The following is a 21,501-nucleotide window of genomic DNA, read 5'->3' on the forward strand; positions in this document are numbered from 1 at the left end:
GGTTGACAGGTTGTTGCAAAAAACTGCGTCGCATCGATCCCAGCGGGCCGCGACGCGTTCAGCCTGGCCGCTTCTGCCGTGCCGGCGCCGGCAATTCGATCCAGCCTTCCGGACACTTCAGCCGTCCCTCGCGCAGGGGGAAGGCTCCTGGTGTCCCCTGGCCGCGACAACTCACGGATTTGGGCACGTTGTCCACGGCCTCCACACGGCCGACGTAGCGCTCACTTCCCCCATCGGCGGTGAGCCACAGCTCGATGCGCTCGGGCCCGGCGATCACCCGGGCCACCATGTCATCGGGGGCTCCAGAGCGATCACGTCGAGATCGGGGGAAAAGCCGCCCCACACGAATCGGGTGATCTCGCCGCCCACGAACTGAGCGAGGCTGGCGGCGGCGCGCTCACGCGAGTCCTGGAGAGCCTCCTGGTTCTCCAGTTCGGCCAGCATCCGGGCGGTGCCGATGCCGGTGCGGCTGGTGAGCGGCGGTTGCAGCGAGAGCCCCAGCAAACCGGCCAGCCCCAGCAGCCCCAGAGCGGCGATCACAGAGAGACGAAAGGCGATCGCCATCGCGGGCCGGGTGGCTGGGCGGACCCTAACCCCAGTCGGCCGACTCCAGCCCCTCCCCCACGGCGGCGCACAACCAGCCCTGACGCTGCTCGCAGCGGCAGGGGGGCGGCCGATCCGCGCAGGTCCAGCAGCGTTCGGAGGCGGTGGTCCCAGCACCAGTGACGCAGGTCGGCCGCCAGGCTGCCGCCGCTCCATTTGATCGCCGCCTCCTTGTGCACCCAGCTCTCCAGCACAGCGCGGCGCAGCTGCGCCGGCTCGAGCGCTTCGAGCTGGCGCCGCTCCTGGAGCGGGAAGAACCGCGCGGCCAGGGCAGCGGCCTGCAAGCGGCGCTGCCCGTCTTCCAGATCCACTCCGATGGGCCGGGGGGACCAGCCGATCAACAGCCGATCACCGCTGTGGGCCAGGCTGATCGAGCCCCAGCCCGGCGCCAGGAGGGTGGCCGCCCCCGGCGGGCTGTGGAGTGGGACCGCCAGTGGCTCGCAACCCAGGTGCTGCGAGAGCTGCTGGCGCAGCAGGGCACGGCTGGCGCCGTAGCGCCCGCCCACGCCGGCGGGCAGCCGCGCGCACCAGTCCCGTTCCTGGAGGGAGAGCTGAGCGCTGGGATCTGGACCGCCGCGGAAGCTCCGCAGCCAGAGTCTCGGTCGCAGATTCAAGGCCCCCCTAGGCTCCCCAGGATGTTGCGCGCGCCTGCGATGGTCCTCCAGATCGGCGATCCCGCCCCCGACTTCACCCTGCCCGACCAGAACGGCCAGCCGGTGAGCCTCGCGTCATTCAAGGGCCAGCGGGTGGTGATCTACTTCTATCCCAAGGACGACACCCCGGGCTGCACCAAGGAGGCCTGCAACTTCCGCGACCAGTGGTCAGTTCTCAAAAAGCACGGCATCGCCGTGCTGGGCATCAGCAAGGACTCCGCCGCCAGCCATACCAAGTTCATCGCCAAATACGAGCTCCCCTTCACCCTGCTCAGTGAGTCGGAGCCCTTCCCGGTGGCGACCGCCTACGAAAGCTACGGGCTGAAGAAATTCATGGGCAAGGAATTTTTGGGGGTGTTTCGCCACACCTTCGTGGTCGCCCCCGATGGCAGCCTCGAAAAGATCTACCGCAAGGTCAAGGCGGAAACCCAGGCCGATGAGATCCTCGCGGACCTGGCCCTGAGCTGAGCGCCACCAGGGCTTCCAGGACCAAATCGGGATCGTGGCGCACGGGCAGGGATGACGAAGCCAGCCACGGCAGCAAAGTGGGGCCATCGCCGCCGGTGAGCCAGAGGGCGGTGGGCTCCCCGGCGGCGGAGAGCTCCTGGCAGGCCGCCAGGAGCGCCGCCGCCAACCCGCGGCCCACGCCGCTGACCATGGCGGCGGCGGTGGCGACAGGCCAGGGCTCAGCACCCAACTCCGAGGGTTCCGGCGCCAGGGCTTCGATCGCAACAGCCGGCAGGGCAGCCGTGCCCGCGGCCAGGGCCCGAAGCTGCAGGCCGAAACCGGCCATCAGCCGTCCACCCCTGAACTGACCGCCTCCATCCACGCGGGTGAGGCTGAGGGCGGTGCCCGCATCGGCCACCAGCACTGAAGCGCCCGGATCGAGCGCCTGCTCCCGTCGCCAGGCCCCCAGCCCGCCAGGGCCCGGTCGATCCCCAGCCAGGGGGATTCCAGCCAGGGGAATCTGCTCCAAGCCGAACCGAAGTGGTTCAGGCAGGTTCCAGGCCGGATCCACGGCGCCCACGGCGACCCAGGCCACCAGATCGGTGGTGAGGGGGCCGCTGGTCAGGGGGCCGTGATCGCCAACGCCAGGGGAGGGCTGGTGCCAGTGACGCAGCACCAAACCCACCGATGGCGACGTCCCACTGGCCTCACCCTCAAGAGACTCAGCCCAGTGCCAGCGGCTGTTGCCGATCAGCAACCAGCGGCGGCGCTCGATCGCCACCTCAGATGCCGTCGCCCATCACCCCAGGCAGGTGGATGCCGCACTCCTGCTTGAGGCCACCGAAACGGGTGGCACGCCCTTCTCCACTGCCGTCGCCGCTGCCGTCGTCAGGGGCGCTGGAGTGCCAGTCCCCCACGGTGCTGTAGCCGGCCTCGAACAAAGGGTGCTGGGGCAGGTCGTGCTCCTGCATGTAATAGAAGACATCGCGGTTGGTCCACTCCAACAGGGGCCTCAGCGACCAGCGCTCGCGCACGGGATCGAGGTGCGCCATGGCCATGCGGTGGTCGGTCTGGCCGCCACGCACGCCACTGGCCCAGCAGCGCAGGCGCAGCTCCCGCAGGGCCCGATCCAGCGGTTCCACCTTGCGGATCTGGTGGTAGAGGGTGAGGTCGTCGACGCTGCCGTTCTCCCATAGGCGGCCGTGCAGGGCTTCCATGCGAGCCGGGCTCAGGGGTGACTGCAGCACCTGAAGGTTCAAGGGAAGCAGGCGGCAGAGGGTGTCGGCGTAGCGGTAGGTGGCTTCCGGCAGGTAGCCGGTGTCGACCCAGAGCACCGGGATGCTCTCGCTCAGGCGGCTCAGCATGTGCAGCAGCACCGCCGACTGGATACCGAAGCTGGTGGTGAGGGCGAAGCCGTCACCAAAGGTCTCGTAGCCCCAGCGCAACCGGGCCGGAGGGTCAGCCGCCTCCAACGTCGCGCGGGCGCGGATCAGATCAATTGGCTGACCGCGAAGATCAGTTGGCAGCTTGGGCCCTGCGAGCGTGGTCATCGCACCATTGTCTCCCTTGAAGAGGCCCAGGCGGCCGTCGCCCGCCCAGGGCGGATCGTGCTGGTTAGGGTTCGAGTCTGATGGGGAGATCCGGTGGCGGCCAACGATGCCCTGGTGGTGATCGCCGGTGGCGGCTTCGGGGGCTTTACACCTCCCTGGCCCTGGCCGATCGCAGGCCGCACCCGCCGATCCTGCTGATCGAGCCCAATGAGCGGTTCCTCTTCCTGCCCCTGCTCTACGAGCTGCTGAGCGGCGAACTGCGCAGCTGGGAGATCGCCCCCCGCTACGACTCCCTGCTGGCGGGCCGCGGGGTGGCCTGGCTCCGTGACCGCGTGGTGCGTGTCGATGCCGAACGCCACTGCCTGCAAACGGCCCAGGGGCGCGAGCTGGCCTATGGCCGGCTGGTGCTGGCCACCGGCGCTCGCCCGGAGAGCTTCGGAGTGCCCGGCGTCAGCGAGCATGCCCTGGGCTTCCGCAGCCTGGCGGATGTGGAGCGGCTCCAGGCCCTGGTGGAGCGGCTGCGCCTCGAGCGGCGGCCCCTGCAGCGGCTGGCGGTGATCGGTGGCGGCCCCACAGGCGTGGAGCTGGCCTGCAAGCTGGCCGATCTGCTCGGCGATGCGGCCGTGATCGAACTGATCGAGCAGGGAGGCGAGTTGCTGGCCTCCGGCCGCTCCTTCAACCGCGAGCAGGCCCTGGCCGCCCTCCAGCGCAAAGACGTGCGCCTGCGCACCCGCACGCGGGTGCTGGCGATTGAAACGGGCGCCGTGCAGCTCAGCCACCAGGCCGGCGACCATGAGGGGGCCGTTCTGGAGACCCTGCGGGTCGATGGGGTGATCTGGGCCGCCGGCAGCTCAGCCTCCCTGCCCGAGCTGCAACCCATTCCGCCCCTGGGCCTCGGCGGCCGCCTGACCTGCGGCACTGACCTGAGCGTGGTCGGGCTGACGGACGTCTTCGCCCTCGGGGACGGGGCCCTGGTGCACGACGACGACGAACGGCCCCTGCCGGCCACCGCCCAGGTGGCCTTCCAACAGGCGGAGCTGCTGGCCCGCAACCTGCTCCACTCGTTCGCAGGTGAGCCCCTGGAGCCCTTCCACTGGAACGATCTGGGGGAAATGGTCAGCCTCGGTGTGGGCAACGCCAGCCTCACGGGCCTGGGGTTCACCCTGGCGGGCCCGACCGCCTTCCGCCTGCGCCAGATCGCCTATCTGGCGCGCCTGCCGGGCCTGCCCCACCAGCTGAAGGTGGCGGCGGGCTGGCTCTCGGATCTGAGCCGCTGATGGCCCCGTCGGCCGCGATCGAATCGGCCCCGATGGGGCCCGTCAGGGGCTTGCTGTTCGATGCCATGGGCACCCTGATCGGCCTGCGGGCCTCCGTGGGCACCACCTACGCCGCCGCGGCCGCAGGCCATGGGCTGGAGCTGGAGGCCGCCGCCATCGACCAGGTCTTCGGCGCCGTGCTGCGCCAGGCTCCTCCGCTGGCTTTTTCGGGCCTGGAGGGCCCTGAGCTGCTGGCGGCGGAGCGGCGCTGGTGGGGGAGCGCATCGATGAAACGGTGCAGGCGGCGGGTGGCAGCCCTGCCCCGGAGGCCCTGCGCCACGAGTTGTTCGAGCGCTATGCCGACCCTTCCCTGTGGCGGGTCTACCCCGGAGTGGCCGAGCACCTCCAGCGCTGGAGAGAGCAAGGCCTGGCCCTGGCGGTGGTCAGCAATTTCGATTCGCGCCTGATCGCTCTGCTGGAGGGTCTGGCTCTGGCGCCCTGGTTCACGGCGGTGGTGGTGTCCAGCGCCGCCGGGGCCGCCAAACCCGATCCGCTTCCCTTCCAGCGCGCCCTTGAGGCCCTGGAGCTCGAACCGCAGCAGGTCTGGCACATCGGCGACAGCCCCGAAGATGAAGCAGGCGCCCGCGCCGCAGGCCTGCGCTGCCTCTTGATTCGCCACCCATGAAGCAGGCCGTTCTGCTGGGGCGCACGGCGGGATTACGCCCCTCCGTGCAGCGGCGCCTGGAGCGGCTCTCCCAGCGCCGCCACCCCGAAGGCGGCGGCGCCGACCTGCTCACCCTCCAGCGGCTGGCGGCGGAAAGCCGGGAGCTGGAACTGCCCCTGAGCCTGGTGGTGGACGGCCGCGGCCTGGGCCGCCTGCTCTGGGTGGGGCCCCTGGAGCAGTCGGGGCGCCTGCTGGAGCGGCTGCCCGGCTCCCAACGGCGCCAGGGCACGGACCTGCGCCTGTTCACCTGCGTGGGCCGCAGCCGTCAGCTGGAGCCCCAGGCGAGCGAAGCGACCGTGGGGCTCGACCTCCATCCACTGTTCTGGCTGCGCTTCTCCGACCACGCCGAAGCGGGGGCCGCTGGCCGGCGGCGGACTTCGCCCCCGGTGGCAGCGCCGGCCAGCCCTGGCAGCCCCTGGCCAGTGGCGAGCTGGCCGAGCTCTGCGAGCCCGGGGCCCTGGGGGCCAAGGAGCCGGAGGCCCCCGAACCAAGCCGGCGCATCGAGGGACCGGAGCGGGTGTTGCTGCTGGCCCTGACCCCCGGTGATCCGCTGCAGGCCCAGCGGGACGTGGCCGAACTGGAGGGGCTGGTGCGCAGCGCCGGCGGGGAACCCGTGGGGCTCGTGCAGCAACGCCGCCAACAGGTTTCCCCCAGACGGTGTGGGGGAGGGCAAGGTGCAGGAGGCGGCCCTGGAGGCCCGCCGGGTGGGGGCCACCCTGGTGGTCACTGACCGTGAACTGAGCCCCGGGCAGGCCCGCAACCTGGAGCGGTTGCTGGATCTGCCGGTGAGCGACCGCAGCGAGCTGATCCTCGATATTTTTGCCCAGCGCGCCTCCAGCAGCGCCGGACGCCTGCAGGTGGAACTGGCCCAGCTGCGCTACCGCCTGCCGCGGCTGAGCGGGCGGGGCCTGAGCCTCTCGCGCCAGGGGGGGCATCGGCACCCGGGGCCCGGGCGAAACCCAGCTGGAAAAAGATCGCCGCACCATCGCCAGCCGCGTCGACCGACTGCAGAAGGAGGTGAAACAACTGGGGGAGCACCGCTCACGGCTGCGTCAGGGCCGCCGCGGCCAGCGGCGCCTTGCGCTGGTGGGCTACACCAATGCCGGCAAATCCTCGCTGCTCAATGCCCTCACCAAGCCGGTGGCGGGGCAGGAGGCCCTGGCGGAAAACAAGCTGTTTGCCACCCTCGATCCCACCACCCGCCGGCTGGACCAGCCCAATCCAGCCGGAGGTCCCCCCAGCAGCGTGTTGCTCACCGACACGGTGGGCTTCATCCGCGACCTGCCGCCGCCGCTGGTGGAGGCCTTTCGCTCCACCCTCGAGGAAACCCTGGAGGCCGACCAGCTGCTGATCGTGGTGGATCTCTCCGATCCGGCCTGGGTGAATCAGTTGATCACAGTGGAAGCGATTCTCGATGGCCTCGGCAGCACGGCCCCCCGGCGGCTGGTGGGCAACCAGATTGATCGCTGCCCGGCTGAGGCCCTGGAGCAGGCACGCCTACGCGATCCCCAGGCCCTGTTCGTCTCCGCCACCGCCGGCCTGGGACTGGAGAGGCTGCGGGATTGGCTGTTCGATCCCGGTGGGGCTGTTCGATCCTGATCAGTTGATCGATCCTGAGCCTGCTCTGTAACCAGGGGCACCTCGGCGGGCAGCCCAGTGGGCCATGGGCGCTATCTGTTATGTCAGCATCGTCCGGTTGAGCGCGAACGCCTCCATGACACTGCTCCTCGGGGATACCGTTCCCGATTTCACCCAGGATTCCCAACTGGGTCCGATCAACCTTTACGACTTCGCTGAAGGCAGCTGGGTGGTGCTGTTCTCCCACCCCGCCGACTACACCCCGGTCTGCACCACCGAACTCGGTGAAGTGGCCAAGCTGCGCCCCGAGTGGGAGAAGCGCAACGTCAAGACCCTGGCCCTGAGCGTCGACTCGGCGGAAAGCCACAAGGGCTGGATCCCCGACATCAATGAGACCCAGCACACCACGGTCGACTACCCGATCCTGGCCGATGGCGACAAGAAGGTCAGCGACCTCTACGGCCTGATCCACCCCAACGCCCTCAACAACCTGACGGTGCGCTCGGTGTTCGTCATCGACCCCAACAAGAAGCTGCGCCTGCAGATCACCTACCCCGCCAGCACGGGCCGCAACTTCGATGAGATCCTGCGGGTGATCGATTCCCTGCAGCTCACCGATCACCACTCCGTGGCCACCCCGGTAAACTGGAAGGACGGCGAAGACTGTGTGGTGGTGCCCTCGATCTCCACCGAGGACGCCAAGGTCAAGTTCACCAAGGGCGTCACCGAGGTCAAGCCCTACCTGCGCTTCACCCCCCAGCCCAACAAATAAGTCCCCTCACCGGTCAGACTTCCAGCTCCCCGCAGCCCAGGCCAGCGGGGAGTTTTTTGTCCGCCTGCTCCCGGTGCCCCTCCGCCCCGATCCGCCTGAACCATGGCTTGCCGCTCTGGTGCGCTGGCGCCGGCAGCTCACGGTGCCCCAGTTCACGGCGGTCACGGGCGCGGTGGTGATCGGTGGCGGCAGCCTGCTGCTGGCTACACCGCTGTGCTCCAGCGACAGCGTCGGCCTCTGGGAAGCCCTGTTCACCGCCACCTCGGCCGTCACCGTGACCGGCCTCTCGATCATTGATGTGGGCAGCGAGCTCACCTTTGCCGGCCAGCTGGTGCTGGCTGCGCTGATCCTCACCGGCGGCCTCGGCCTGATGGCGATCACCTCGTTCCTCCAGGGCCTGCTGCAGCGGCGGGTCGACCTGCAGCGGCGCCTTGACCGGGGCCGGGCCCTCGATGAGTTCGGAGTCGGGGGCATCGGCGACACCTTCCACCGAATCCTGATCACCGCCACCGCCTTGATGGGCCTGGGCACCGCCGTGCTCTATGTCTTCGGTTTCAGCGACATCCCCAACCGCGGAGAGCGGCTCTGGGCGGCCCTGTTTCACGCCATCAGCGCCTACAACAACGCCGGCTTCGGGCTCTGGAGCGACAGCCTGGTGCGCTACCGCAGCCACCCGGTGGTGAACCTGGTGATCGCCCTGCTCATCGTGATGGGGGGCATCGGCTGGCGGGTCACCCAAGACCTGTGGAGCAAGCGCCGGCGTCTGCGCAGGCTGCGGCAGCTCAGCCTGCACTCCACCCTGGTGATCCAGTGCACCGTGGGCCTGATCCTGCTGGGGGCCGTGGGCCTGCTGGCCACCGAGCACTTCGCCACCGACGGGGTGGTGGCGCCCCTGGGCTGGTGGGAGAAAGTTCAGGTGGTGCTGTTCCAGTCGGTGACCACCCGCACGGCCGGCTTCAACACCATCCCGCTCTCGATCAACACCCTCTCCGACGCCGGCCTATTGCTGATGATCAGCCTGATGTTCATCGGGGCCAGCCCCGGCGGCACCGGCGGCGGCATCAAGACCACCACCTTCGCCGCCCTGCTGGCCGCCACCCGCTCCACCCTGCAAGGGAACACCGCGGTGGTCATCCATGACCGCCAAATCCCGGACAAAACGGTGCTGCGGGCGGTAGGGGTGACCCTGGCCTCGGTGCTGTTCGTGATCGGCATGACCCTGCTGCTCGGTCTCGGTCGAACGGCCGGCGGAGACTCCACCACCCTGCAGTTCACCTTTCTAGAGAAACTGTTCACCTGTGTGTCGGCCTTCGCCACCGTGGGACTCGACCTGGGGGTGACGGCCCAGCTCAACCGCTGGGGCCAGTTGGTGCTGATCGTGGGGATGTATGTGGGTCGGCTGGGCATCCTGCTGGTGCTTTCGGCCCTGTTCAAGGGCGGCCCCCAGAATCGGGTCGGCTATCCCCGCGAAGATCTGTATGTCTAAGAGCAGCCAACCGTGAACCAGAACGAGCCATGAGCGGTTGGTGGCAATGGGCTGGCAGCGATGCCCCCTTGGAAAACAGCTTCGCGGTGATCGGCGTTGGTCGTTTTGGCAGCGCCGTCTGCAAGGAACTGGCGGCGGCCGGGGCCCCGGTGCTGGCGATCGACATGAACCAGCGGGCCATCGACGAGCTTCGTCAGCTCGATCCGGCGATCGAAGCCCGGGTGGTGGATTGCACCGACGAGGAAGCCCTCCGGGCCGCCGGCCTGTTCGAATTGAGCACCGTGGTGGTGGCGATCAGCGAACCGATCGAGGTCAGCATCACGGCCACCTTGATTGCCAAGGACAGCGCCGACAGCCGCGTCAACCAGGTGATCGCGCGGGCCAGCAGCGATCTGCACGAAAAGATGCTGCTGCGGGTCGGCGCCGACAAGGTGGTCTTCCCCTCGCGCATGCAGGGAGCTCGGCTGGGCCGTGAGCTGATCCGCCCGAACCTGCTGGAGCGCCTGCGCCTCGACGACACCAACAGCATCGAGGAGATCCGGGTGCCCAAGGCCTTCATTGGGCGCTCCCTGCGGGAGATCAACCTGCGCAAGAGCTACGGGGTCAGCGTGCTGGCGGCGGGGCGCGCCGAGAGGCTGCTGGTCAATCCCCCGCCTCCTTGACCCTCAATGAAGGCGAGTTGCTGGTGGTGATGGGGCCCACCGAGGCGCTCGAATCCTTGCCCTCGAGCTGAACCGATGCGAGTGCTTGGCCTGATGAGCGGCACCAGCGCCGACGGGGTGGACGCGGTGCTGGCCCGCTTCGAGGGGTCGCCGGCTCGGCCCCGCTGGCGCCTGCTCCAACACAGCTTCCAGCCCTATCCGGCCGCGCTGCGCCGGGCGCTGGTGGCGGCCGGCCAGGGGGTTCCCCTCTCAGCCGCGGACGTGCTGGAACTGGCCGAAGCGGTCAGCGAAGCCCAGGCCGCCTGCGCCCGGGCCTGCGATCCCGAGGGTCGGGCGGAGCTGGTGGGCTGTCACGGCCAGACCCTCTGGCACCGGCCACCGGCTGGCGGGCGGCGGGGTGCCAGCTGGCAACTGCTCCAGGGTCCCCTGCTGGCGGAGCTGCTGGGACGGCCGGTGGTGTTCGACTTCCGCGCCCAGGATCTGGCCCTGGGCGGTGAAGGGGCGCCGCTGGTGCCGGCCGCCGACGCGGCCCTGTTGCCGGCGATCGGCGGCTGGCGGGCCGTGCTCAACCTGGGGGGCATCGCCAACCTCACCCTGCTGCCCCCGGCCAGGGGCCCAGACCGCCACCAGAAAGTGCGGGGCTGGGACTGCGGACCAGCCAACACCCTGCTGGATCTGGCGGTGGAGCGATTCAGCAGCGGCACGTTGCCCTACGACGAGGACGGCCGCTGGGCCGCCCGCGGGCGGGTGAACGAGGACCTGATCGCGTGCTGGCTGAAGGAGCCCTATTTCCTCCAGGCCCCACCGAAATCCACGGGGCGGGAACTGTTCGGCGCCCCCGACCTGGAGCGCCGCCTGGCCGAACTGGCCAGCGCAGGCGGCCGTGACCCTGCTGACTCCAGCAATCCTGCCGGCTCCTGCGATCCTGCCGATGCCCTCGCCAGCCTCACCGCCTTCACCGCCGCCGTGGTGGCCGCCGATCTGCAACGGGGCGTCACCCCGCTGGAGCTGCTGGTGGCCGGCGGCGGCGCCCGCAATCGCACCCTGATGGGGGAGTTGCGCCGGCGTTGCCCGGGCACCCAGGTGCGGCCGTTGGCGGAGCTGGGAATCGGTGACAGCCAGCGGGAGGCCCTGGGCTTCGCCCTGCTCGCCTGGTGGCACCAGAAGGGATGTCCTGGGTCGCTGCCCTCGGTCACCGGCGCCTCCCAGGCGGCGGTGCTGGGGGTGCGGGCCGATCCCCAGGGGAAGGCCGGCCGGTAAGGCCGATCAGCGCTCCGGGGAGGGGCCCGGCCGCTGCAGCCGCAGCCGCCTGGGCACCCCGCGCAGGCGGCTGGGGCGCTCCAGGCTGCGTTCTTCCAGGGCTTCGCGGAAGGCGTCGGTGTTCAGGCGGTCGGTGGCCTGGCGGATGGTGCTCCTGCCGCGCTCAGGGGCGCTCTGGCGACCAGGGGTTTCCCGATGGATCCGCTCGAGACCCTGCTGGATCAGCACCTTGGCCATGTTGCTGACCGTGCGCGACTCCGCTTCGGCCACGGCGCTGAGTTGGGCGCAGAGCTCCTCCGGCAGGACCACCTGAATCCTCGGTGACTTGGGCTTGCCGCTGGTGGAGGTCTGACGGGTGGCCACGGGGAGCGGGAAACAGATCAGGCCTGAACGGATCCCCAGGGATCCAGCTCGATACCAACAAGTGTACAGAGATGCACAAGGATACTATCCGTGATTATGCTTGTAAGAACCGGACTCTCCCCATCCGGCAACCCTGATCCGGCACCGGTCGGGGGTTCACTGCCGCCTTCCATGGCCCGTCCGCCTGCCAACCCGATACCCCTCAGCAAGGCCCTGGGCCGACGGGCCCTGCCCCGGAGCCCTGATCAACCCGCCCCAGGCCAGACACGCCCGCCAGTCCCTTCTCCCATAGCCCCCTCGTCATCCGCCCCCTTCTCTGAACCAGCCGTGGCCACCCGTACCGCTCCCAGCTCCCGTCCAGCCAAATCCGCCCGCGCCGCCAAGGCCAGCCCGAACAGCGCCCCGCAACGGCAAGCCGAGCGCAGCGACGTGCTCGTTTCCGCGGTGATCAGCACCTACTTGCTCACCCATCTCCACCACGTGCTGCAGCGCTCAGAATTCGCCGCCCAGCAGGAGGGTCGCTCCTCCCTGGCCGCCAACTACGCCCAGCTGCGCAAGGTGCTCTGCCTCGATGCCCGCACCATGGAGGATGCCTCCGCCACTGGGGAGGACGAGCAGGAGGATCTGGAGGCGGCCTGAGGCGAGGAGAACGCACCCGAGCAGGCAAGGAGATCCGCCCGCTGGGCCAGGCTCTGATCACGATCGTCCAAAGGCTGCGGGCACGAACGGCCAAGCCTGCATAGGGTCGCTTCAGTCCCAGCCGCTGCCATGGCCGATTCCGCCGCCGCCGAGCTCTACGACCTGATCCGCCAGGACAGCGAACTCACCCGCTCCCTTTTCCGTCAGGCCCTCCAGGACCCCAGCGGCACCGTGAAACGGATCCGCCAACTGGGCCAGGAGCGGGGCCTCGAGCTCACTGACGACACCATCCGCCAGTTCATCGCCTCCCTTGACGACGACGCCAGCAAGCAGTGGCTGGTGAAGGCCCGCGGCGGACTCTGAAGCCGTTCAGGGCTGGGGAGCAGAAGTTGGCGCTGGGGCGGACTCCGGCAGCGCTGGCCGCTGGGGGCTTGGCTGACTCAGCGATGGTGCAGGCACCGGCATCCCCCTGGGCTTGCTGTCATCGCGCTTGGCCCAGCTGAAGAAGAGCCAGTAGCTCACGATCGCCAGGCCCGCCGCGATCACCACTGCCGCCACCTGCTCCAGACGCTTGACCATGGGCGGGCGGTTGCAGGGAGCTGGTGAATCGAGTTTGCCGAATCGCGTCGTCCTGACCGCCAGGAGCACTGAACACATCCGTGATGCAACGTTGGGGCGACAGGTTCGTGCCGCCCCAGCGGCAGCGCCCACTCCGGCGAACGGTGATGATGGCCTTACACCAGGTTCCCCACCGTCACCGTGCTCCGTCTTGAACGCGTTTCAAAGATTTACCCCACGGGCGAGGCGTTGCGCGATGTCACCTGGGAGGTCAAAGGCGGTGATCGGATCGGGCTGGTGGGCGTCAACGGCGCCGGCAAGTCCACCCAGATGCGCATCATTGCCGGCCTGGAGGAACCCACCACCGGCCAGGTGGTCAAACAAGGCGATCCCCGGATCGCCTACCTGCAGCAGGAGTTCGATGTGGACCTCGAACGCACGGTGCGCGAGGAGTTGTTCCAGGCCTTCGGCGAGGCCGCCACTGTGCTGATCCGCCAGCACCAGGTGGAAAAGGAAATGGCCAGCGAGCAGGCGGCCAGCGATCCCGACCACCTTGATGAACTGATCCACGAACTGGGGCGCCTGCACAGCCGCTTCGAGGCGCTGCACGGCTATGAGCTCGATGCCCGCATCGACAAGCTTCTGCCCGCGATCGGCTTCAGCCCCGAGGGGGCCGAACGGCCCGTGGGCGACTACTCCGGCGGCTGGCAGATGCGCATCGCCCTGGGCAAGATCCTGCTGCAACAACCCGATCTGCTGCTGCTGGACGAGCCCACCAACCACCTGGACGTGGAAACGATCCAGTGGCTGGAGGGCTACTTGACCAGCCAGACGATCCCTCTGGTGGTGATCAGCCACGACCGCGCCTTCCTCGATCGGGTCTGCAACCAGATCGTTGAAACCGAGCGCGGGGTCTCCCGCACCTACCTGGGCAACTACAGCCAGCACCTGGAGCAGAAGGCCCTGGAGCGCGAAGCCAGCCAGGCGGCCTTCGAGCGCCAGCAGAAAGAGCTCAGCACCCAGCAGGCCTACATCGACCGCTTCCGGGCCAGCGCCACCCGCAGCACCCAGGCCAAGAGCCGCGAGAAATTGCTGGAGAAAGTGGAGCGCATCGAAGCGCCGATCGAGGCCGTCGGTGGGCCCCGCTTCCAGTTCCCACCAGCGCCCCGCTGCGGCCGTCAGGTGGCGGTGTTCGAAAAGCTCACCCACAGCTATGACGACAAGATCCTTTTCCTGGAGGCGGATCTGGAGGTGGAGCGCGGCGATCGGATCGCCTTCGTGGGCCCCAACGGCGCCGGCAAATCCACCCTGCTGCGGCTGGTGATGGGCGGCGAATCCCCAGATGACGGCAGCGCCCGCCTGGGGGAGCACAACGTGATCGCCAGCTACTTCGAGCAGAACCAGGCCGAAGCCCTGGATCTTGACAAGACCGTGATCGACACCCTGTTCGAGGCGGTGCCCGACTGGACCCAGACCCAGGTGCGCTCACTGCTGGGCAGCTTCGGCTTCAGCAACGACTCGGTGTTTAAAGCGGCAGGCAAGCTCTCCGGGGGCGAAAAGGCCCGCCTGGCACTGGCCCTGATGCTGCTGAGCCCCTGCAACCTGCTGGTGCTGGATGAACCCACCAACCACCTGGACATCCCCGCCAAGCAGATGCTTGAAGACGCGCTGATGGCCTACGAGGGGGCTGCCCTGCTGGTCTCCCACGACCGCTACTTCATCGCACGAGTGGCCAACAAGATCGTCGAGCTGCGCGACGGCGAACTGGTGCTCTACCGCGGCGACTACGCCTACTACCAGGAGAAGAAGGAAGAGGAGGCCGCCGAGCGGCAGGAGCTCGCGGCAGCCCGTGCCCGGGAGGCCAAGAAAGCCAGCAACCAGCAGAAACAGAAGGCCCGCTCGGGGGCGGGACGCACGGCGGCCTGAACCTTCCTTCCAGCTAGGCAAATCTGCTCTATGAAGGAAAACTCATTTCGTGGGTGCACCCTCAAAGGTGTGCATAACCTGACAGTACCCCCGCTTCGGGATTGATGACTTTCCCCATCGGTGATTACACCTCCTCCAAGCCCCAGGACCTGGAGGGCGCCGGCGACTATCAGCCTCACCACCACCGCACCAGGGAAGCCGCCGAAACCTATTTCGAGTGCATCACCACCTGCTCCCTGGATGACGGCGAATGCGTGACTATGTGCGTGGAGGAACTGCGGCAAGTGAGCTGAACCACCAGGTCAAGGGAGAGCGCCTCCCAAGGCACGCCCGTCCGGTGCGGAGGCGCTGACAGCCAGCGGGTAGCTCTGTGGCATTGGATACGCGCCGACCCGAAACACTTCGTAGCATTGGTTCAGTCCAACGCCCCGTCGTGACCTCGCCATGTCCGATCAACTCGCCCTCAGCATTGGCCAGCAGTTCGAACTGGAGCGCATGAATCGGGTGATCGATTCCACTGGTGATCCGCAGATGCTGCAGGGACTGGCCAAGCAGTTGCTCCAAGCCTGGCAAAGCCAGAAGGCGGCCACCCAATGGATCATGCGTCAACAGCTAGCCACCCCCTCGAGTTTCTCGATCGATGCCTTCAAGGGGATTGAGCTCATGGGGGCCGACCCATCGAATCCAGCCGCTCCCCCTGCCGGTGCCATGGACGTGCTTTAACGGCCCAGTTGAGCTGATAGCTCCGTCGGGGTCACCCGCAGTTGCAGTGGGGTCCCCGCTCGGATCAAGTCCAGTTGCATCGGACGGCCCACGCCGTTCTGCTCCACTGCTGTGATCAGCTGGGGAGGACCCGCCAGGGGCTTTCCCTCCACAGCCACGATCACATCACCCCGGCGCACTCCCGCCTGCTCGGCAGGACTTCCCGGGCTCACCGACATCACCACGGCACCACGGCTGGCCCCCTGACCTTCACCCGGTCTCACCGCATCAAGGCCCACACCGATCATGGCGTGGCTCACGCGGCCAGTGGCCAACAGCTGGCTCACGATGGTGCGGGCACGGTTGATCGGGATCGCGAATCCCAGGCCGGCCCCCGGGCCAGAGCGCACCAGGGTGTTGATGCCCACCACCTCGCCATCGGCGTTGAGCAGCGGGCCGCCGGAATTACCAGGGTTGATGGCGGCGTCGGTCTGGATCAGATCCAGCCGCTTATCAGTGATCCCCAGCTTGCTGACGTTGCGGTTGAGGTTGCTGATGATCCCCAGAGTCACCGTGTTATCGAGGCCGTAGGGGTTGCCGACGGCAATGGCCCAATCCCCCACCTGCAGGGCATCGGAATTGCCTAGGGGAGCCACCGGCCAGGGCCCTGCTCCCATTAACCGCACCACCGCCATGTCGGTGACAGGGTCAAGGCCCACCACCTTGCCTTCCACCCGGCGACCGTCCTTGAGCCCGACGGTCACCCGGCTGCCCTTTTCGACCACGTGGGCGTTGGTGAGGATCAAGCCCTCGGCCTGAAAGATCACACCGCTGCCCTGGCCGCGCTCCGTGCGCTGGGAGGGGGCTGGGCCTGGGGCATCCCAAAGAACTGACGGAACATCGGGTCCATCAGCAGTCCCTGGGGCAGGCCCGATCCACCGCGGCTGACCACCGTGCGCTCGGTGTCGATCGTGACCACTGCCGGCCCGGTGCGGCGCACCGCCTCGGCCACAAACGACTGCTTGGAGATCCCAGAGAGAGCGCCACCTGCGGCCTCGGCGCCCAAGGGGGCATCAGCAGCGGGGTGGCCGAACTCAGCAGCAGAACGGAGAGCAATGGAACGGCCCGATGGGGCCGGCAGGAAAGCCTCGGCATGCAACCGCACGGACGTGTCATTCAGACGCTAAGAAGCGTTGGCGGTCCTTGAACAGCTGCGAGAGGGCCGAGATGTGACCGAATGCGCGGATCGCCCCTGGCCGAGGCGGCGGCCAGGCCGCAAGAGGCCTTTGTAGGCTTAAGCTTAATGAAGTTCTGTGTCAACCGATGAACACTGACCATCTACTGCTGGCTTTTCTCGCCTTCGGTGCGGCCTGCAGCACCCTCTGGGCCTGGACCTACGCCCAAAATTCCCCATCTCGGCAATGATGGACTGACCACGGCGTCCTGGTCCCTCAGCTTTGCTTCGCCATGAGCCCCGTTCTCTCCCAACTGCTTCCCCTGGCCTACGCCGCCTGTGTCCTGGTGCTGCTTTATCAGGCCTTCAAGGTGATGGGCCAGGGCTACAAGGCGATCCCCCGGCCGGGTGATGCAGGCGCAGTCTCCTCGGTCAACACACCAACGGGATCGGGCGGCTCCGACCGCACCGGCCGTCTCACCATTCACCCTGAATTGCTTGACTCCGACGGTCAGATCACCCAGGACGATCTGCTGACCGTGCGTTTCAGCGGCGACAACGAACAGACCGCCCTGCCCCGGGACCCCGCCTGAATACCCTGGGACGGGTCCGTGAACTGGTACAACCGGTGCGTGCCCGAGATAACCGGTAGAGGCTTCATCGTTGGACCAGAGAACAAGAATCGTGGCGGCCGTCCTGGGGGGCTTGAAGCTTCCACCCCGCTTCCGCTTGCACCTGATCAAGGAGGATCCGGTGCGCCTTGAACTGAGCATCACCCCGGCCTATGGCAAGGATCCGATCCTGGTCGGGCTGGTGGAATCGCAGGATCTGGTGGCCCGCCGCGACCGGGAAGGCCGGATCCCCCGCGATCTCCAGGGCACCTGGGACTGGACCGTGCGCCACGGAAAGGTGACCACCGGTGGCTGGAACCCCTACCTCAAAGAAGCCCTGCAGACGATGTTTGAAACCGGCCTGCCGGCCATCGTCTACGAGGAAACCACTGGCGAGGCCTACCACCCGGTCGACGGTGCCCGCCACGTGCGCTGAAGGCGATTGGTGCCCATGGCCACCGCTGAGCCTTGCCAGGGGAGCTACAAAGGAGAGACGATCATCTTCAGGATTTCTTCATGTTTTCCCTGAAACTCTCCTTCGGGCCCCTGGTCCAACTTCTGGCCGCTCTGGGGGTGCTCAGCACCCTGCTGGTGGCCTTCACGATCGGCGCCCTCGGCTGAAACGCCAGCCCCACCAGGGGTGCGGTCGATGAGCCTGCCCCGGTGGGCTGAGACCCTTCCGATCGATCCCCTGCTCGGCCGCATCGTCGCCGCCCTGCCCGCCGGGGGAACGCTGCTGCTCCAGGCTCCCCCGGGCGCCGGCAAGACCACCCGGGTGGCCCTGGCCCTGCTGGAGCACCTGGATCGCTTCCCGAACGAAGGCGACGGGGCGGGCCTGATCCTGATGCTCGAACCCCGGCGCCTGGCCGCCAAGGCCGCCGCCGAGCGCCTGGCCGCCAACCTCGGGGAGACGGTCGGAGAGCGGGTGGGCTACCGGGTGCGGCTGGAGCAACGGGTCTCCGCCGCCACCCGGATCGAGGTGCTCACCGATGGCCTGTTCCTGCGGCGGTTGCAGGGCGACCCCGCCCTCGAAGGGGTGGCCTGTGTGCTCTTCGATGAGTTCCACGAACGTCGGGCCGAGGCCGATCTGGCCCTGGCGCTGTTGCGGGAGGCCCGCTCCGTGCTGGCCCCGCAGCTGCGCCTGGGGGTGATGTCCGCCACCTTGAATCTGCAGCCCCTGGCCGCCCAGCTGCCTGAGGCGGCGGTGATCACCAGTGAGGGCCGCTGCTACCCGGTGGCCATCAGCCACCAACCGCCGCGGGAGCGGGAGACCCTGGCCCGGCAGGTGATCAGGGCCCTGGAGCAGCACTGGCTCAGCGATCGCTGCGCCGGTGACACCGTTCTGGTGTTTCTCCCCGGTCAACGGGAGATTCGTCAGTGCCAGGACGCCCTCGAGGCCTGCCCCTGGGCCACCGAGCTGGCAATCGCCCCCCTGCATGGCCACCTGCCCCTGGCCGCCCAGCAACGGGCGATCTCACCGGCGCCCAGGGCCAACGGCAAGGTGGTGCTGGCCACGGCCATCGCCGAAAGCTCCCTGACGATCGAGGGGTGACCCTGGTGATCGACAGCGGCCTCAGTCGCCGCAGCCGCTTCAGCCCCCGCACCGGCATGGATGGCCTGGTGACGCTGCCCTCCAGCGCCGCCAGCGCCGAGCAGCGCGCCGGCCGGGCTGGACGACTCGGCCCCGGCCGCTGCATCCGCCTCTGGTCACCGGCGGAGCAGCAGCGCCGACCCGCCTTCGATCCCCCCGAGCTGCTGGAGTGCGACCCGGCGCCCCTGGTGCTGCAGCTGGCCCAGTGGGGGGCTGGGCTGGGAAGCGAGCTGCCGTGGTTGGAGCCACCCCGCTCGCCAGTCTCTTGAGGGGCCAGACCCTGCTGCGCCAACTGGGGGCCCTGGATGGGGGAGCGGCCCTGAACGCCCATGGCCGGGCTCTCGCCCGACTCGGCCTGCACCCGCGCCTGGGCCACCTGCTGCTGCGCGCCGCCCGACTGGGCTGCCCGGAGCTGGGCTGTGAGCTGGCCGTGCTGCTCAGCGAACGGGATCCCCTTGATCCACGGCAGGCGGGCTGCGACCTGATCCGGCGCCTGGACTGGCTGCGCCAGGGGGACGTGATCCCCAGCGGTGGCAACTGCTGGAGCTGCAACGGCAACTGCGGCGCCAGCTGGATCAGGCCATCCCTGCCCAGACGGCAAACGCCGGCGGCCCCGAAGCCGAGCTCGGCCCGGAGGCCGAGGTCAGCGCCGAGCTGGTGGCCTGGGCCTACCCGGAGCGGGTGGCGATCGCCCGCGGGGCGGGCTCCAACCGCTACCTGATGCGCAGCGGCCAGGGGGCCCTGCTCCATCCCAGCGATCCCCTGCTGGGCTGCCCAGCCCTGGCGGTCGCTGGCCTGGAGGCGGGCAGCGCCAGCGGCGGAATGGCGAACGTTCCCGCCGGGGCCGGCTCGGAAGCACGGATTCTCGCCGCCCTGCCCCTGCCGGCGGCGGTCCTGGAGCGGCTGAGCACCGAAGCGGGCGAGGAGGTGAGGAGCGTCAGCTGGGACCCGGCAGAGGGACGGGTGCGTGGCCTGGTCGAGCAACGGCTCGGAGCCCTGCGGCTGGGCAGCCGGCCCTGGAGTGATCCACCGGAGTCTGCGGTCAGCGCCTGCCTGCTCGATGCTTTGAGGAATGGCAGTCTGCAGCTCCTCCCTGGACGCCCGCACGGCGGCAACTGCAGCACCGGCTGGTGCTGGCCCATCGGCACCTGGGCCCCCCTGGCCCGACCGCAGCGATGGCGCCCTGGCCGCCGACCTCGACGGCTGGCTGGGGGAGCAAATGCTGGGGCTGCGATCCCTGGCGGAGCTGGCGGCGATCGACCTGGGGGAGGTCCTCTGGAGCGGCATGCCCTGGAGCTTGCGCTCCGAACTGGACCGGCGGCTGCCGGAGCAGGTGGCGATCCCCACCGGTCGCCTCGCCCGCCTCGACTACAGCTCCGGCGAACCCGTTCTGGCCGTGAAGCTGCAGGAGCTGTTCGGCCTCAAGGAAGGTCCCAGGGTGCTGGGGGGCCAGCTGCCGGTGACCGTGCAACTGCTCTCCCCCGCCGGCCGGCCCGTGCAGATCACCCAGGATCTGGCAGGCTTCTGGCAGGGCAGTTACGCCCAGGTGCGGCAGGAACTTCGGGGCCGCTACCCCAAGCATCCCTGGCCCGAGGATCCGCTCAACGCCACCCCCACCGCCTTCACGAAGCGGAAGGCGGCCAACTCACCCCCTGAGCAGGTGGCCAAAGCCGAAGTGGGTGAGCCCTTCGGCAATGCCGGCGCAACCCTCGCCCCGGGCCAGGTAGGTGGCCGGCAACCGCGACAGGTGGGATCGCAGGGCCGCTTCGGCGTTGGCCACCATCACTCCCTTGAGGCCCGTTTCGAACATGGCCAGATCGTTTAGCGTGTCACCGGCTGTGACCACCCGATCGCTATCCACCTCCAACCAGCCCAGCAGCGCCTTCAACGTGGTGCCCTTGTTCACGCCCGCAGGGAGCACATCCAGGTAGCGCCCATCCGAGAGCAGGCAATCGACCCCTTCGGCCTCGAGGCGGGGGATCAGGCGGTGGTCCAGGCGCGCTGGATCGTAGAAGTAGGCCAGACGACGGTTGTGACTCTGGGGCTGGGCGACCAGTCCGGGCTGACCGTGCAGCAAGGGGCCCAGGCGCTCAGGCAGGCCCCGCCAGCGCCGGTCGATCGGCTCCACCGCCAGGGGGACCGGGCGCAGGCTCGCCCCACAGGCCACGGTGCAACCCACATCGCTGATCACCAGATGGGGGGCCAGCAGGCCCAGGGGCCTGTCCTGTTCCAGCACCCGGGCCACCGAGGCCAGGTCCCGGCCGGTGCAGAACAGGTGCAACACCCGATGGCGTTCGCGGCCGAGCCACCCGTAGAAGCCTCGGCGCCAGGCCGTCGAGCCCGCCAGCAGGGTGCCATCGAGATCCGTGACCAAGACCAGCTCAGGGGCGGCGGGCAGGGTGACCGCCAGTTGCTGCTGGAGCAGCCGGCGACGGACAGCGGGGACCAGAGCCGACAGACGCAGGAGATGGCTTCAGGCTAGGAACCTTTTTTCATTGGATCCCTTCTCCCAGGGGGCAGCCTGTCCCCCTGGCGCTCTGGCTTCGTGCAACTGCAGCAACCACGCAGACCAGCTCTGACTCCAGGCTGCCCCGCTTTTGATCGGACAACCTCGCCCGGCAACCAGCCCACCCCCCGACCATCCATCAGAGTGGCTGGGACCCAGAGGATTCGATCCAGCCTTGGCACGCTTCCACGCCAAGAACCGCCGCGACGCTTCTCGCCAGCTGAGCAGCGCCATGGTGATCGGCACGATCGGGGCCGTCAACATCGCTCACCCCATCGGCCGTGCGGTCTTGGTGATCGCCTGCGCCATCAGCCTCTATTGGTGGTCCTGCTACCGGCACCTTGAGCACTGAGCCCGCGACGTCGATGGAGTCCAGTTGGACCGATGGGGCCTCCCAGGGCCTCGCCAGCGACGCGGCTCTGATCAGCACCGGGACCAGC

At 68.6% G+C, this 21,501-nt stretch carries 28 protein-coding genes and 4 pseudogenes; 23 read left to right on the forward strand and 9 right to left on the reverse strand.

Translation table 11 applies throughout. The features are described from left to right. Positions 1 to 58: 58 nt before the first annotated feature. Genes AAF143_RS18015 through AAF143_RS18025 form a run of 3 tightly spaced genes read right to left on the reverse strand, consistent with a single transcriptional unit; the run spans position 59 to position 1,217 of the window. Positions 59 to 289, reverse strand: a complete 231-nt coding sequence (locus tag AAF143_RS18015; RefSeq protein WP_414027482.1) for a hypothetical protein — start codon at positions 287 to 289, stop codon at positions 59 to 61. Beyond that, positions 274 to 564: a hypothetical protein gene (locus AAF143_RS18020; protein WP_414027483.1), complete on the reverse strand. Its 291-nt coding sequence runs from the start codon at positions 562 to 564 to the stop codon at positions 274 to 276. The genes AAF143_RS18015 and AAF143_RS18020 overlap by 16 nt, the downstream gene beginning before the upstream one ends. Then, positions 537 to 1,217, reverse strand: a complete 681-nt coding sequence (locus AAF143_RS18025) for a 4'-phosphopantetheinyl transferase family protein (protein WP_414027484.1) — start codon at positions 1,215 to 1,217, stop codon at positions 537 to 539. Before AAF143_RS18025 ends, AAF143_RS18020 begins: the two co-directional genes overlap by 28 nt. Positions 1,218 to 1,256: 39 nt before the next feature. Here AAF143_RS18025 and bcp point away from each other — a divergent pair, with 39 nt between their 5' ends. Continuing rightward, a complete protein-coding gene (gene bcp / locus AAF143_RS18030) occupies positions 1,257 to 1,724 on the forward strand; it encodes a thioredoxin-dependent thiol peroxidase (RefSeq protein WP_255009884.1) in 468 nt (155 codons plus the stop codon). Here bcp and AAF143_RS18035 read toward each other — a convergent pair. Beyond that, positions 1,672 to 2,484 carry a type III pantothenate kinase gene (locus tag AAF143_RS18035; protein ID WP_414027485.1) on the reverse strand — a complete coding sequence of 271 codons (813 nt, stop codon included), beginning with the start codon at positions 2,482 to 2,484 and terminating at the stop codon, positions 1,672 to 1,674. The genes bcp and AAF143_RS18035 overlap by 53 nt on opposite strands. Position 2,485: 1 nt before the next feature. Beyond that, positions 2,486 to 3,253, reverse strand: coding sequence for a phosphoadenylyl-sulfate reductase (locus AAF143_RS18040; RefSeq protein WP_255009823.1), 768 nt, complete (start codon positions 3,251 to 3,253; stop codon positions 2,486 to 2,488). 80 nt (positions 3,254 to 3,333) lie between these two features. Here AAF143_RS18040 and AAF143_RS18045 point away from each other — a divergent pair, with 80 nt between their 5' ends. The 10 genes and pseudogenes from AAF143_RS18045 to AAF143_RS18090 all read left to right on the forward strand — a co-directional run bounded on the left by AAF143_RS18045 (position 3,334) and on the right by AAF143_RS18090 (position 10,991). Then, positions 3,334 to 4,530, forward strand: coding sequence for an NAD(P)/FAD-dependent oxidoreductase (locus AAF143_RS18045; protein WP_414027486.1), 1,197 nt, complete (start codon positions 3,334 to 3,336; stop codon positions 4,528 to 4,530). 274 nt (positions 4,531 to 4,804) lie between these two features. Next, the gene (locus AAF143_RS18050; protein ID WP_414027536.1) at positions 4,805 to 5,194 is read left to right on the forward strand and encodes an HAD-IA family hydrolase; all 390 of its coding nucleotides are present in this window, start codon (positions 4,805 to 4,807) and stop codon (positions 5,192 to 5,194) included. Further along, positions 5,191 to 5,769: a hypothetical protein gene (locus AAF143_RS18055; RefSeq protein WP_414027487.1), complete on the forward strand. Its 579-nt coding sequence runs from the start codon at positions 5,191 to 5,193 to the stop codon at positions 5,767 to 5,769. The genes AAF143_RS18050 and AAF143_RS18055 overlap by 4 nt, the downstream gene beginning before the upstream one ends. Continuing rightward, positions 5,754 to 5,963 carry a hypothetical protein gene (locus tag AAF143_RS18060; RefSeq protein ID WP_414027488.1) on the forward strand — a complete coding sequence of 70 codons (210 nt, stop codon included), beginning with the start codon at positions 5,754 to 5,756 and terminating at the stop codon, positions 5,961 to 5,963. Before AAF143_RS18055 ends, AAF143_RS18060 begins: the two co-directional genes overlap by 16 nt. Continuing rightward, positions 5,953 to 6,108 (forward strand): annotated as a pseudogene (locus tag AAF143_RS18065) (hypothetical protein); the annotation flags it as partial. The gene AAF143_RS18060 and the pseudogene AAF143_RS18065, both read left to right, overlap by 11 nt. A gap of 88 nt (positions 6,109 to 6,196) precedes the next feature. Continuing rightward, the gene (locus AAF143_RS18070; RefSeq protein WP_414027537.1) at positions 6,197 to 6,832 is read left to right on the forward strand and encodes a GTPase; all 636 of its coding nucleotides are present in this window, start codon (positions 6,197 to 6,199) and stop codon (positions 6,830 to 6,832) included. A 115-nt stretch (positions 6,833 to 6,947) separates the two neighbouring features. Continuing rightward, complete coding sequence (locus tag AAF143_RS18075) at positions 6,948 to 7,583, forward strand: peroxiredoxin (protein ID WP_255009829.1); 636 nt, start codon at positions 6,948 to 6,950, stop codon at positions 7,581 to 7,583. Positions 7,584 to 7,656: 73 nt separating this feature from the next. After that, a complete protein-coding gene (locus tag AAF143_RS18080) occupies positions 7,657 to 9,069 on the forward strand; it encodes a TrkH family potassium uptake protein (protein ID WP_409995660.1) in 1,413 nt (470 codons plus the stop codon). A gap of 29 nt (positions 9,070 to 9,098) precedes the next feature. Then, positions 9,099 to 9,802, forward strand: a pseudogene (locus AAF143_RS18085) (potassium channel family protein). 4 nt (positions 9,803 to 9,806) lie between these two features. Next, positions 9,807 to 10,991 (forward strand): anhydro-N-acetylmuramic acid kinase, encoded by a 1,185-nt coding sequence (locus tag AAF143_RS18090; RefSeq protein WP_255009840.1) that lies wholly within the window; start codon positions 9,807 to 9,809, stop codon positions 10,989 to 10,991. A gap of 6 nt (positions 10,992 to 10,997) precedes the next feature. Here the strand turns inward: AAF143_RS18090 and AAF143_RS18095 are convergent, their stop codons facing one another. After that, on the reverse strand, positions 10,998 to 11,354 hold the full coding sequence (locus tag AAF143_RS18095) for a ribbon-helix-helix domain-containing protein (protein ID WP_255009842.1): 357 nt from the start codon (positions 11,352 to 11,354) through the stop codon (positions 10,998 to 11,000). 327 nt (positions 11,355 to 11,681) lie between these two features. Between AAF143_RS18095 and AAF143_RS18100 the strand changes: the two genes are divergently transcribed. Continuing rightward, on the forward strand, positions 11,682 to 11,993 hold the full coding sequence (locus tag AAF143_RS18100; protein WP_255009849.1) for a hypothetical protein: 312 nt from the start codon (positions 11,682 to 11,684) through the stop codon (positions 11,991 to 11,993). 129 nt (positions 11,994 to 12,122) lie between these two features. Next, complete coding sequence (locus AAF143_RS18105) at positions 12,123 to 12,356, forward strand: hypothetical protein (protein WP_255009851.1); 234 nt, start codon at positions 12,123 to 12,125, stop codon at positions 12,354 to 12,356. Positions 12,357 to 12,362: 6 nt separating this feature from the next. Here AAF143_RS18105 and AAF143_RS18110 read toward each other — a convergent pair whose 3' ends face one another. Continuing rightward, positions 12,363 to 12,572 (reverse strand): hypothetical protein, encoded by a 210-nt coding sequence (locus tag AAF143_RS18110; RefSeq protein ID WP_255009852.1) that lies wholly within the window; start codon positions 12,570 to 12,572, stop codon positions 12,363 to 12,365. A gap of 180 nt (positions 12,573 to 12,752) precedes the next feature. On the opposite strand from AAF143_RS18110, the gene AAF143_RS18115 reads away from it, so the two are divergent. The 3 genes from AAF143_RS18115 (at position 12,753) to AAF143_RS18125 (ending at position 15,200) form a co-directional block, all read left to right on the forward strand. Next, positions 12,753 to 14,477 (forward strand): ABC-F family ATP-binding cassette domain-containing protein, encoded by a 1,725-nt coding sequence (locus tag AAF143_RS18115; protein WP_255009854.1) that lies wholly within the window; start codon positions 12,753 to 12,755, stop codon positions 14,475 to 14,477. A gap of 104 nt (positions 14,478 to 14,581) precedes the next feature. Continuing rightward, positions 14,582 to 14,770: a hypothetical protein gene (locus tag AAF143_RS18120; RefSeq protein ID WP_255009856.1), complete on the forward strand. Its 189-nt coding sequence runs from the start codon at positions 14,582 to 14,584 to the stop codon at positions 14,768 to 14,770. Between the two features lie 151 nt (positions 14,771 to 14,921). Further along, positions 14,922 to 15,200 (forward strand): hypothetical protein, encoded by a 279-nt coding sequence (locus AAF143_RS18125; RefSeq protein WP_255009858.1) that lies wholly within the window; start codon positions 14,922 to 14,924, stop codon positions 15,198 to 15,200. Here AAF143_RS18125 and AAF143_RS18130 read toward each other — a convergent pair. Next, positions 15,197 to 16,245 (reverse strand): annotated as a pseudogene (locus tag AAF143_RS18130) (trypsin-like peptidase domain-containing protein). The gene AAF143_RS18125 and the pseudogene AAF143_RS18130 sit on opposite strands and share 4 nt — an antisense overlap. A 401-nt stretch (positions 16,246 to 16,646) precedes the next feature. Between AAF143_RS18130 and AAF143_RS18135 the strand changes: the two are divergent. The 6 genes and pseudogenes from AAF143_RS18135 to AAF143_RS18160 form a co-directional block, all read left to right on the forward strand. Then, the gene (locus AAF143_RS18135; RefSeq protein ID WP_255009859.1) at positions 16,647 to 16,946 is read left to right on the forward strand and encodes a DUF2973 domain-containing protein; all 300 of its coding nucleotides are present in this window, start codon (positions 16,647 to 16,649) and stop codon (positions 16,944 to 16,946) included. Between the two features lie 70 nt (positions 16,947 to 17,016). Next, the gene (locus AAF143_RS18140) at positions 17,017 to 17,400 is read left to right on the forward strand and encodes a hypothetical protein (RefSeq protein WP_255009861.1); all 384 of its coding nucleotides are present in this window, start codon (positions 17,017 to 17,019) and stop codon (positions 17,398 to 17,400) included. 213 nt (positions 17,401 to 17,613) lie between these two features. Next, positions 17,614 to 18,516 carry a DEAD/DEAH box helicase gene (locus AAF143_RS18145; protein WP_414027489.1) on the forward strand — a complete coding sequence of 301 codons (903 nt, stop codon included), beginning with the start codon at positions 17,614 to 17,616 and terminating at the stop codon, positions 18,514 to 18,516. Beyond that, positions 18,513 to 18,824: a hypothetical protein gene (locus tag AAF143_RS18150; RefSeq protein WP_414027490.1), complete on the forward strand. Its 312-nt coding sequence runs from the start codon at positions 18,513 to 18,515 to the stop codon at positions 18,822 to 18,824. The genes AAF143_RS18145 and AAF143_RS18150 overlap by 4 nt, the downstream gene beginning before the upstream one ends. Beyond that, on the forward strand, positions 18,821 to 19,276 hold the full coding sequence (locus AAF143_RS18155; RefSeq protein ID WP_414027491.1) for a hypothetical protein: 456 nt from the start codon (positions 18,821 to 18,823) through the stop codon (positions 19,274 to 19,276). Before AAF143_RS18150 ends, AAF143_RS18155 begins: the two co-directional genes overlap by 4 nt. A gap of 498 nt (positions 19,277 to 19,774) precedes the next feature. Beyond that, positions 19,775 to 20,095 (forward strand): annotated as a pseudogene (locus AAF143_RS18160) (ATP-dependent helicase C-terminal domain-containing protein); the annotation flags it as partial. Between the two features lie 105 nt (positions 20,096 to 20,200). Here the strand turns inward: AAF143_RS18160 and AAF143_RS18165 are convergent. Further along, positions 20,201 to 20,929 carry an HAD family hydrolase gene (locus AAF143_RS18165; protein WP_414027492.1) on the reverse strand — a complete coding sequence of 243 codons (729 nt, stop codon included), beginning with the start codon at positions 20,927 to 20,929 and terminating at the stop codon, positions 20,201 to 20,203. A 307-nt stretch (positions 20,930 to 21,236) separates the two neighbouring features. Here AAF143_RS18165 and AAF143_RS18170 point away from each other — a divergent pair, with 307 nt between their 5' ends. Then, the gene (locus AAF143_RS18170) at positions 21,237 to 21,413 is read left to right on the forward strand and encodes a hypothetical protein (protein WP_255009865.1); all 177 of its coding nucleotides are present in this window, start codon (positions 21,237 to 21,239) and stop codon (positions 21,411 to 21,413) included. The last annotated feature ends 88 nt before the right edge of the window (positions 21,414 to 21,501 follow it).

The sequence above is a fragment of the Cyanobium sp. ATX-6F1 genome (genome assembly GCF_047395825.1).
GTDB lineage: Bacteria > Cyanobacteriota > Cyanobacteriia > PCC-6307 > Cyanobiaceae > ATX-6F1.

Coding starts and splice junctions, on each gene's coding strand:
- AAF143_RS18120 (WP_255009856.1), top strand. CDS start 14,582: ATGACTTTCCCCATCGGTGATTACACCTCCTCCAAGCCCCAGGACCTG.
- AAF143_RS18125 (WP_255009858.1), top strand. CDS start 14,922: ATGTCCGATCAACTCGCCCTCAGCATTGGCCAGCAGTTCGAACTGGAG.
- AAF143_RS18075 (WP_255009829.1), top strand. CDS start 6,948: ATGACACTGCTCCTCGGGGATACCGTTCCCGATTTCACCCAGGATTCC.
- bcp (WP_255009884.1), top strand. CDS start 1,257: ATGGTCCTCCAGATCGGCGATCCCGCCCCCGACTTCACCCTGCCCGAC.
- AAF143_RS18020 (WP_414027483.1), bottom strand. CDS start 564: ATGGCGATCGCCTTTCGTCTCTCTGTGATCGCCGCTCTGGGGCTGCTG.
- AAF143_RS18090 (WP_255009840.1), top strand. CDS start 9,807: ATGCGAGTGCTTGGCCTGATGAGCGGCACCAGCGCCGACGGGGTGGAC.
- AAF143_RS18040 (WP_255009823.1), bottom strand. CDS start 3,253: ATGACCACGCTCGCAGGGCCCAAGCTGCCAACTGATCTTCGCGGTCAG.
- AAF143_RS18045 (WP_414027486.1), top strand. CDS start 3,334: ATGGGGAGATCCGGTGGCGGCCAACGATGCCCTGGTGGTGATCGCCGG.
- AAF143_RS18145 (WP_414027489.1), top strand. CDS start 17,614: ATGAGCCTGCCCCGGTGGGCTGAGACCCTTCCGATCGATCCCCTGCTC.
- AAF143_RS18135 (WP_255009859.1), top strand. CDS start 16,647: ATGAGCCCCGTTCTCTCCCAACTGCTTCCCCTGGCCTACGCCGCCTGT.
- AAF143_RS18055 (WP_414027487.1), top strand. CDS start 5,191: ATGAAGCAGGCCGTTCTGCTGGGGCGCACGGCGGGATTACGCCCCTCC.
- AAF143_RS18105 (WP_255009851.1), top strand. CDS start 12,123: ATGGCCGATTCCGCCGCCGCCGAGCTCTACGACCTGATCCGCCAGGAC.
- AAF143_RS18015 (WP_414027482.1), bottom strand. CDS start 289: ATGGTGGCCCGGGTGATCGCCGGGCCCGAGCGCATCGAGCTGTGGCTC.
- AAF143_RS18110 (WP_255009852.1), bottom strand. CDS start 12,572: ATGGTCAAGCGTCTGGAGCAGGTGGCGGCAGTGGTGATCGCGGCGGGC.